Raw genomic sequence first — 9,286 nt, 5'->3', positions numbered from 1 at the left:
CCGAACTCAGAAGTGAAACGCAGTAGCGCCGATGGTAGTGTGGGAGTTCCCATGTGAGAGTAGGACATTGCTAGGCTGCTATTTAAAGAAACCCGTAGCTTATGCTACGGGTTTTTTGCTATCTGGCGTTTGAAAAATCCAAACACTCATTAAGGGCGAGCGACAATAGCGCTGTGGCTCTACCTGCCTCCTCGACAACTGCTCCTGCGTTGTCCTAATTTCCTACATCCGTGTAGGGAATTCGTTATATTAAGAGATGCAGAAGTGACCTCTCTTGTGCATCCATGCACACGCGGCATTAGTACATCCATGTACGTCAAACGCAGTAGCGTCAGTGGTAAAGAGCGTGTGGGGGGCTTTTCTTGATGTGAGGACATTACTTGCCATCCATGGCACCATGTCATTAGTATTTCCTATACGTCAGTAGGACGCCGCTCCTGTACATCCATGTGCCCACGGCATTAGTGCTTCCTTGCACTTCATTGCTAGGCTTCTATTTAATAGAAACCCGTAGCTGATGCTACGGGTTTTTTGCTATCTGGCGTTTGAAAATCCAAACATTCTATACGCGAAGATAGAACGCGTTTACTATTCGTATTCACCGAAAAGCCGTTCATTGATGCAGCATAGTCGGACGCCACTTCCGCACATCTCGACAACTGCTCCTGCGTTGTTCTAATTCTTTACATCCATGTAAATCCAATACTTATCAAAGGCGAGCTTAAATAACGCCAAGAGTAGGGCACAATTCCTCTATATCCATGTTCTTAATGCATTAGCGCTTCTTATCCTATATTTATTGATAACCATTATGTGATCATTTAGGTATATAGAGATTAGGGCATTTATAAATAATTCCTTTGGTGTGCGCGATGAATTATTTACGATATCATTAGCTTATAAATACATAATAATTCCCTATCTATAGGATTAATTAAATGGATGTTGATCAAGCTTCATTGGACAGAGTTGAAAATAAATTAGCAAAGCAGAGTGCAATTTTAGCTGGATTAGGAGCTACTCTTTGGTCAATTCCTTCATTAGTTCTTTGGTATTGTGTTTATTCATATTTCCCTCAATTTAGTACTATGATGTTAATCGCTAATGGCATCATTATAGGTTTCGCTGTTCGTTTTCATGGCAAAGGTCTATCTGTTCTATTTTCAATTATCGCTTTAATAACTCATACCTGGGTTACTTATGTCGCTTTATCTTTGAACATCGTAATTAATGGCACTACATGGGGGATCATCTTATTTGGTTGCTATGCTGTTGGAGCGGGAGCTTCAATTTTTCTAGCCCGTATTTCTATCCCATTTGAAGATCATCGTGCACATTCTTTTATTGATAGAAATAAAGGTAAGTTAAACAATACTAAGTTTTATAATAAATGGTTTTTTGTTTTACCTTTCCTAATCACCGCACTAGGAGGGACTTCATTTTTAACAGCTATAGGTTTAATGTTCTTTGCAGAAGTAGAAAAAGCAAGGCACGAACAATATATTGAAAGTCGAGTAGCCGATAAAGAAATTGATATTACCCCAAAAGCTTTAGAGCTTTTAACGACAAAAAACATTTTGCTTTATGCCTATGCTTATCAAAAAGGTTTGTTATTTGATGCTAATGGCCGCGCAAGTCAACAATTTGTTAAGTCGGGATACAAAGCAAAAATGTTGCTTAAATTTTTAATTGAGCAAAGAGATAATGCTAGAGCTAAATTTATCCTTGGTCATCTAACAAATGATGCTGCAGGCAAGTTACTAGTACAAGAAGCTGCTGAGCAAGGTGATCAGTATGCTCATGTTTATTCATTGATTGATTATGGTTGCAATATTGATCATGAAAAAGCAAAGTCCTTATTATCTAACCTTCAAAACCTAGCGCGTTCTCATTATATTAAAGAAGAAATCGAGTCTGTCTTGTATGTTGGTTTTCCTGCTATTTGTGATTTTGATAATGAGTCTGAGTTTCTTTTAAGCCATATCATTAATTATAAAGAATAATTACTTGTTCTATTAATTATGGCTTCATCTTAATAGAAAAAATCACTGTGTTTTTTGTAATGTTTGATAGGGACTAGTGCTTTATTCCTGTATACTATGCGACCTTAAATTTGAGTCTTTTCTGTTAGGTATGATAAGTCGTACTTTCCAATAAGCTTGTAACAATCACTAGCAAAATCTAGGAATCCCTTTTGATAACAACATCGAACATTACAATGCAATTTGGCGCTGAGCCTTTGTTTGAAAACATCTCGGCTAAATTTGGCAACGGTAACCGTTACGGTTTGATAGGTGCTAATGGTTGTGGTAAGTCTACCTTCATGAAAATACTAACAGGTGAACTTACGCCTAGTTCTGGTAATGTTTCTATTTCAACAGGAAATAAAGTCGGTACACTTAGCCAAGATCAATTCGCTTTTGAACAGTACAGCGTTATCGATACTGTAATTATGGGCGATGTTGCTTTATGGAAAGTTAAGCAAGAAAGAGACGCGATTTACGCTCAAGCTGAGATGAGTGAAGATGATGGTATGCGTGTGGGTGATTTAGAAAGCCAATTTGCTGAAATGGACGGTTACAGTGCTGAAAGTCGTGCTGGGGAAATATTACTTGAAGCAGGTATAGAAGAGTCTTTTCATTACGGTTTAATGCAACAAGTAGCACCTGGTAGAAAGCTTCGTGTGTTACTTGCACAAGCCTTATTTGCTAACCCTGATATTTTATTATTAGATGAACCTACCAACAACTTAGATATTCATACTATTAGCTGGTTAGAAGACGAGTTAAATAAGCGTAAATGCACCATGATTATCATTTCACATGATAGACATTTCCTTAATGAAGTGTGTACGCATATGGCTGATATTGATTACGGTGAGTTACGTATATACCCAGGTAATTATGAATTTTATCTAGCCCAATCGGGTTTGTTACGTGAACAACTATTAGCTGGTAATGAAAAGAAAGCTGCTGAGATAGAAGAACTTCAAGATTTTGTTAATCGCTTCGGTGCAAATGCCTCTAAAGCGAAACAAGCTAGTTCACGTGCTAAAAAGATGGATAAAATTAAACTTGATGATGTTAAAGCGTCAAGTCGTATAACACCTAAGATTTCTTTTGCTGCAGGCAAGAAAATGCACCGTCAAGCATTAGAACTTGAAAATCTAGGTCATGGTTTTGATGGTGAAACATTATTCAAAAATGGTGATTTATTACTAGAAGCTGGTGCTAAGCTTGCCATTATTGGTGAAAACGGCGCAGGTAAAACAACCTTCTTACGTTGTTTAATGAATGAATTAGAGCCAACTGAAGGCGTGGTTAAGTGGTCTGAAAATGCATCTGTTGGTTATTGCCCTCAAGATAGCGGACACTTTTTTGAGAACGAATTAACCTTAATGGATTGGATGTCGCAATGGCGTAGGCCTTGTCACAATGATTTAACAGTTCGTGGTATGTTAGGTCGTATGTTATTTACAGATGACGACGCTAATAAAAAAGCGCGTAACTGTTCAGGTGGTGAGAAAAACCGTCTGCTATTCGGTATGCTAATGATGCAAGACATAAACGTTTTGATTATGGATGAACCAACCAACCATATGGATATCGAAGCGATAGATGCATTAAATGAAGCACTTAAAGAATTTGAAGGTACTTTGATTGTTGTCAGCCATGATAGAGAGTTTGTATCAAGCTTAGCGACACGAATTATTGATATTAAAAACAAAGAAGTTATCGATTTTCAAGGTACATTAGACGAGTATCTAGATAATCAAAAAGCAGCCAACAAAGAAGTATAATTATTTAATAAACGATTAAATAAATTAGTGAATATTTATGAAATGCCAATCAGGTTAAACTGATTGGCATTTTTGTTCTTATTCGCCTTATAGTAATTTGACAATAAATTGAGTAATTTAAAACTTTATTAAGCGTTTTAGTGCAAGAAATCATTGAAGTATAGTTATTCTATTTCTCTCCTACTTGATATTCCATCTAAGCGCACCAATTTCATAATAATACTTATCTATAAAAACTTATTATGTTGTCATTATTGTTACCTATTATTATTTGTGTGTTACTTATCGGTTTTTCTGTAGGTAAACCTTATTGGCGTGAATATAAACGAGATGTTCTTAGAAAAAAAACATTTAACAAAGAGTGGCGTAAAATAATTCAACGTCGCATGCCATATTTCAGAGGAATGCCCACAGACTTGCAGCTTCAGCTAAAACAACATATCCAGATCTTTCTAGCTGAAAAAGAGTTTGTTGGTTGTAACGGTATTGAAATTACAGACGAAATAAAAATAACGATCGCTGCACAAGCATGTTTATTGTTGTTAAATAGAAAAACTGATTACTACCCTAAATTAAATACCATACTTGTTTACCCGAGTGCTTTTGTTAAGAAGCAGCAAATAAGAAATGCTGATGGCGTGCAATACACAAAAAGAATCGCTTTGTCTGGAGAGTCTTGGGATATTGGTAAAATTGTATTGTCATGGCAAGATACTCTAGAAGGTGCTGAAATTCCTGATGACGGACATAATGTTGTGATTCATGAGTTTGCTCACCAGCTTGATCAAGAAGATGGAAGTGCTAACGGTGCGCCAATTCTAGGAAAAAATCAGAATTATAAGTCTTGGTCTGATGTTTTTTCTAAACAATTTGAAATACTTAAGAAACAGGCTAGATCGGGTAAACCGTCACTTTTTGATTATTACGGTGCAACAAATCCTGCTGAATTCTTTGCGGTTGTTAGTGAAGTGTTTTTTGAGCAATCACATCAATTTAATCATCAATACCCTGAACTATATCAACAGTTAAAACAGTACTATAAAGTTGATCCTGTTCACTGGTAATTTGTTAAAAGAGCTTAAGAGCGATATAAATTTATTTTAACAGCGCTACTATTATTAAAATGATAAGCGTAAAATAACAGCTTCTAATTCTCCCATTTAATTTGCCTTTCATGCTTTTATCATTAAAAAACTCTATGCCTATCAGTGTTTGGTATATGCTTCTTTCTGCACTGGGTTTTGCTCTTATGGCAGCCTGTGTTAAATCAGTAAGTACCTATGGTATTCCTGTTTTAGAGATTGTTGCAGCAAGAGCTATTGTTTCTGCTTTTATTAGTTATGTTGATATAAAGCGTAAAAAAATATCATTGTGGGGAAATAACAAACCTTTATTAATAGCACGCGGCACTGTTGGCGCGGTTGCTCTTATCTTTGTTTATTATGCCGTAACTACCTTACCCTTAGCTGAAGCGACTGTTTTACAATATCTACATCCTGTCTTTACAGCTGTCCTTGCGGTTATATTTTTAAAAGAGAAAGTTCAACGTTCTACATTACTTTGTATTGTTGTAAGTTTGTTAGGTTTGGGCGTGATGGTTTCACCTAATATTCAGTTTTCAGGTTCTGAATTATCCAATATGCCGTACTCTTGGTTAAGTATTGGCGCTGCAGTTTTAGGTGCTTTTGGGAGTGCTGTGGCTTATGTCTTAGTGAAGAAGTTAACTAAAACTGAAGACAGCTCAGTGATCATTTTTTACTTCCCATTTGTTTCTTTACCTATAGCCATCGTTTTATTAGGGAGCGATTTTGTAATGCCTTCGTTACCCGCTTTAGGGCTACTATTGCTCGTTGGTATTTTTACTCAGGTGGGGCAGGTTGGCTTAACTAAAGCTCTGCATAGTGCTGACGCAAACAAAGCAACAGCTTATGCTTATGTACAAGTTGTTTTCTCTGTATTAATTGGTTGGTTTTGGTTTAGTGAAGTGCCATTAATTACCACCTTAATCGGTGGCGCACTGGTAATTAGTGGTGCGTTAATCAATGTAATGTGGAAGAAATAGAGCTTATTAATATGCTTGATACGATAAATGTTTTAATTGAAATTAAACGACTCTTAAATGATGAAACCATTGTTTTTGAAGAAGAGGTGCAATCGTTATGGAGTGGTTATGGGCAAATTATTCGTTGTAGAAGTAAAAGTTCAGGTAACTGTTACATTGTAAAAGTAATCGCTCCTGAAAATGCAGGTACCCACCCAAGAGGTTGGAACACCTCAACTAGCCATCAACGCAAAATAAAATCTTATCAAGTTGAAGCAAACTTTTATCAACACTATGCTCACATCGCAAATACCCCTTTAATAAACAGTGGTCTAGAGTCTAATTGTAAAGTTCCTCGGTTATTTGCAAGCTATACCGATACATCTAGTCACTGTACTTTGCTTATTATGGAAGATCTCGATGACGCAGGTTTTTTTGCAAGAAAAGAGAGGGCAGACTGGAACAGCTTACGTGTTGCAATAAGATGGTTAGCTTACTTTCACGCAAAGTTTATGGGAAATCCTGCGACTAACCTATGGCAAACAGGTACTTATTGGCATTTAGCTACTCGACAAGATGAATTAATGTCGATGCAAAATAGTGAATTCAAAAAACATGCATACCTCATTGATCAAGCTCTGAATAATGCAAGCTTTCAAACTTTGCTTCATGGTGATGCTAAATTTGAGAACTTATGCTTTCATCCGTCCGGCGAACAGGTTGCAGCCGTAGATTTTCAATATATTGGTCGTGGCTCTGGTGTTAAAGATTTAGCTTACCTTGTTGGTAGCTGTTTAGATGAAGATAAACTGATTGAATTTGATGGCTTAATTTTAGATGAATATCTTACCCAGCTAAAGCAGGCGCTTGTAGCGAATAATAACTCGCTTAATTTTGATACTTTAGCCGAAGAAACTACACAGCTTTATCCTATTGCTTGGGCTGATTTTTATCGTTTCTTACTCGGTTGGAATCCTCAAAGTTGGAAGGTGTGTGACTACTTAAAACAAAAGTCTCAAATTGGCTTAAATAGCTTGTTGAAGTAAAGCCTAAACCGTAAATAATAAAACTCCGCTACAACGACTGCCTAAATTAACCTTTTTAACTGATCAACTTGATGATAAAAAATATCATCAAACGCACTTATTGTGTTACTTGCCATACTAAAATAGTCTTGGCTTTCTATCGTTATATCTGTCGAGTTTACTAACTCTTTGGCAATAACCAGTGTTAATTCCTGTATTTTTGATCTAGCTATTTGTATATGATTATTATGCTTTTCTATCTCGTCAGATAAATAATGTAAATTGTTTAATGTACCTGTAGATACTTTTGTCATATTCTCAGCTAGAAAACTCAACCTTATTTTATCTACACTTGAACAATGTTTTTGAACACTAACACCCGTTCCAATAGCTCTTGCTTGTCCTATATTTTCCGTTAATACAATTAACTCACGCCATGTATAGCCAATATTAGGAAAGCCTTTATGATGCTCTGAGGTTAAAAAGTAACTTTCAGAAGTATCTTCCAATAAATAAGATAAATTTTTGATAAGTGAGCAGTGTTGATCAAAACTATTACTTACCGATGGTTTGATTTTGAATTCAAGCATACGTTGCCAATGATCGTAAAAACTCATCCAACGTTCATTTGCTTGCAAGTCTGTTTTATTGAGTAAATGAATAACCTGTTTAATTTCGTTTTGAAGGTTTACTAACTTCGGCTTTACGTTTTCATCTCCATTTAACCAAGCTGACGTTAATCCTCTATGTTGTTGAACAAGTGATATAAGTGGTTTTAACTGGGTTATGTAAGTAATTCCTTGTAATTGAGATTTCTTGATTTTACTTCTTTTAGCTACTCTTATAGAAAAAGCGATAATAATAAATAGACCAACAACAATTATAAAAATATGTTCCATAAATTTTCCTAAACAATCGCCTGTGTGAGTTTACGTAAATGATTAGCTACCAATTCTGACTGATTAGCTATATTGGCATTTTCTTGTGCGCCGATAACAACAGATGAAATATGTTCGGCTATTTCTTGCGTTGCTGTAGCCTGCTGATGAGATGCTGCACTAACTGCTTCCATACGAGACTTTACTGTATCTGTTGCTGCATAAATATCACTAAAAGAGCTATCTACCAATAAGGCTTGCTCTAAGCTATCTTCTGTTTTGTTCACCACTTCAGTCATGGTGTTTACTATTTGTGATGTTTCATCTAATACTGCATTTATATTACTAACAATTAAGTCGGTAGCATTTGACGTTTTTGACGCTAGTTCGCGTACTTCATTGGCAACTACAGCAAATCCTCTACCCATATCACCAGCACGAGCCGCCTCAATTGAAGCATTAAGTGCTAACAAGTTTGTTTGTTGTGATATTTGTTGAATAGACTCAGTAATTTTCCCTACATCTTTTACTAAATCATTTAAGAGCACCATGCGCTTTTGAGTAGATTGAGCACGTTCACTTACATCATTCACCGCAGTATTTAATAAATTTAAAGAATGCTTACCTTGCTCTGTGGTATCTGAAGCCAAACGTGAAGACTCATGAGTACTAGATATTTCTCTGTTTACCTCATTTATCGACTGGCTTAATTCTTCAATAGCCGCAGCGGTTGATGTTGTCGCATCAGATTGTTTTTGAACATTCATTTTTACTTTTGTCGATGTTTCAATTACCTGTACTGCCGAAAACTCAACTTCTTTATTTCGTTCTATATTGTAATTGTTGATACGGCCTAACTCTCTAAATGTTCGTAAAAGCTGCTCTAATAATTTGGGGTTGAATATACTATTAAAATGTACGTTTCTATGATCAAAGTCGTGAACATTTATTTGCTCTAACACTTGAGTGATATGACTTATCTGATTTCTAATAATAAAAATCACCGCAACAATTAAATAGAAATAACATAAAAACACAATAGCTAAGCTAATACCTTGTAAAGTTAAAGATGCCCCATAAAGCGCGATGGTGTAAAGCAAAATAAAAATAGTTAAATAGGTAAAACCCACTATCTTTATTAGGAAATTTATTGGCGATAACAGAAAATTCAAAGTACATACTCCTTTATCTACATTAACTTAAAGCCACTCACATAAACTATTCAACTTGAATACAAGTTACTTATTGCATTGCAAAACATGAGCCATAGTTAAGTTATTGTTTTTACTGGGCTATATTTTTGTATTGAATAGGTATATGCACCTAAATGGGGAAGGTGTTGGAAAATCTGTCACGATTGGAATATTTGAAAATTACTTTAATTATGAATTCTCTGTTCATTAAGGCTTACATTTATTCATAAAAATATATGCCTTAAGAGCTTATTTTAAAAAGCTTTAAGTGTATCATTTATAACTACCCCCAACTTACTCATAAATATGAATCATTGAAATACTGATTACACTTTATTAGATACGAGAAC

General features: G+C 35.5%; 7 protein-coding genes. 5 read left to right on the top strand and 2 right to left on the bottom strand.

What is annotated here, in order from left to right; all coding sequences use genetic code 11:
• The first annotated feature begins 938 nt into the window (after positions 1 to 938).
• From Q5N69_RS16220 to Q5N69_RS16200, 5 genes are all read left to right on the top strand, one after another.
• A complete protein-coding gene (locus tag Q5N69_RS16220) occupies positions 939 to 2,003 on the top strand; it encodes a hypothetical protein (protein ID WP_304370132.1) in 1,065 nt (354 codons plus the stop codon).
• A gap of 191 nt (positions 2,004 to 2,194) precedes the next feature.
• A complete protein-coding gene (locus Q5N69_RS16215; protein ID WP_304370131.1) occupies positions 2,195 to 3,799 on the top strand; it encodes an ABC-F family ATPase in 1,605 nt (534 codons plus the stop codon).
• A gap of 242 nt (positions 3,800 to 4,041) precedes the next feature.
• Entirely contained in the window at positions 4,042 to 4,863 is an 822-nt protein-coding gene (locus Q5N69_RS16210; RefSeq protein WP_304370130.1) for a zinc-dependent peptidase, read from the top strand.
• 110 nt (positions 4,864 to 4,973) lie between these two features.
• A complete protein-coding gene (locus Q5N69_RS16205) occupies positions 4,974 to 5,861 on the top strand; it encodes a DMT family transporter (protein ID WP_304370129.1) in 888 nt (295 codons plus the stop codon).
• A gap of 11 nt (positions 5,862 to 5,872) precedes the next feature.
• Positions 5,873 to 6,886, top strand: coding sequence for a phosphotransferase (locus Q5N69_RS16200; RefSeq protein WP_304370128.1), 1,014 nt, complete (start codon positions 5,873 to 5,875; stop codon positions 6,884 to 6,886).
• Positions 6,887 to 6,927: 41 nt separating this feature from the next.
• Here Q5N69_RS16200 and Q5N69_RS16195 read toward each other — a convergent pair whose 3' ends face one another.
• Positions 6,928 to 7,764 carry a hypothetical protein gene (locus Q5N69_RS16195; RefSeq protein ID WP_304370127.1) on the bottom strand — a complete coding sequence of 279 codons (837 nt, stop codon included), beginning with the start codon at positions 7,762 to 7,764 and terminating at the stop codon, positions 6,928 to 6,930.
• Positions 7,765 to 7,772: 8 nt separating this feature from the next.
• Positions 7,773 to 8,915, bottom strand: coding sequence for a methyl-accepting chemotaxis protein (locus tag Q5N69_RS16190; RefSeq protein WP_304370126.1), 1,143 nt, complete (start codon positions 8,913 to 8,915; stop codon positions 7,773 to 7,775).
• Between the last annotated feature and the right edge of the window lie 371 nt (positions 8,916 to 9,286).

It is taken from the genome of Pseudocolwellia sp. AS88, assembly GCF_030551755.1.
In the GTDB taxonomy this organism is placed as follows: Bacteria; Pseudomonadota; Gammaproteobacteria; order Enterobacterales; family Alteromonadaceae; genus Pseudocolwellia.
Note: the sequence above shows the minus strand (reverse complement) of the source record. Positions and strands in the feature narration are given on the sequence as shown.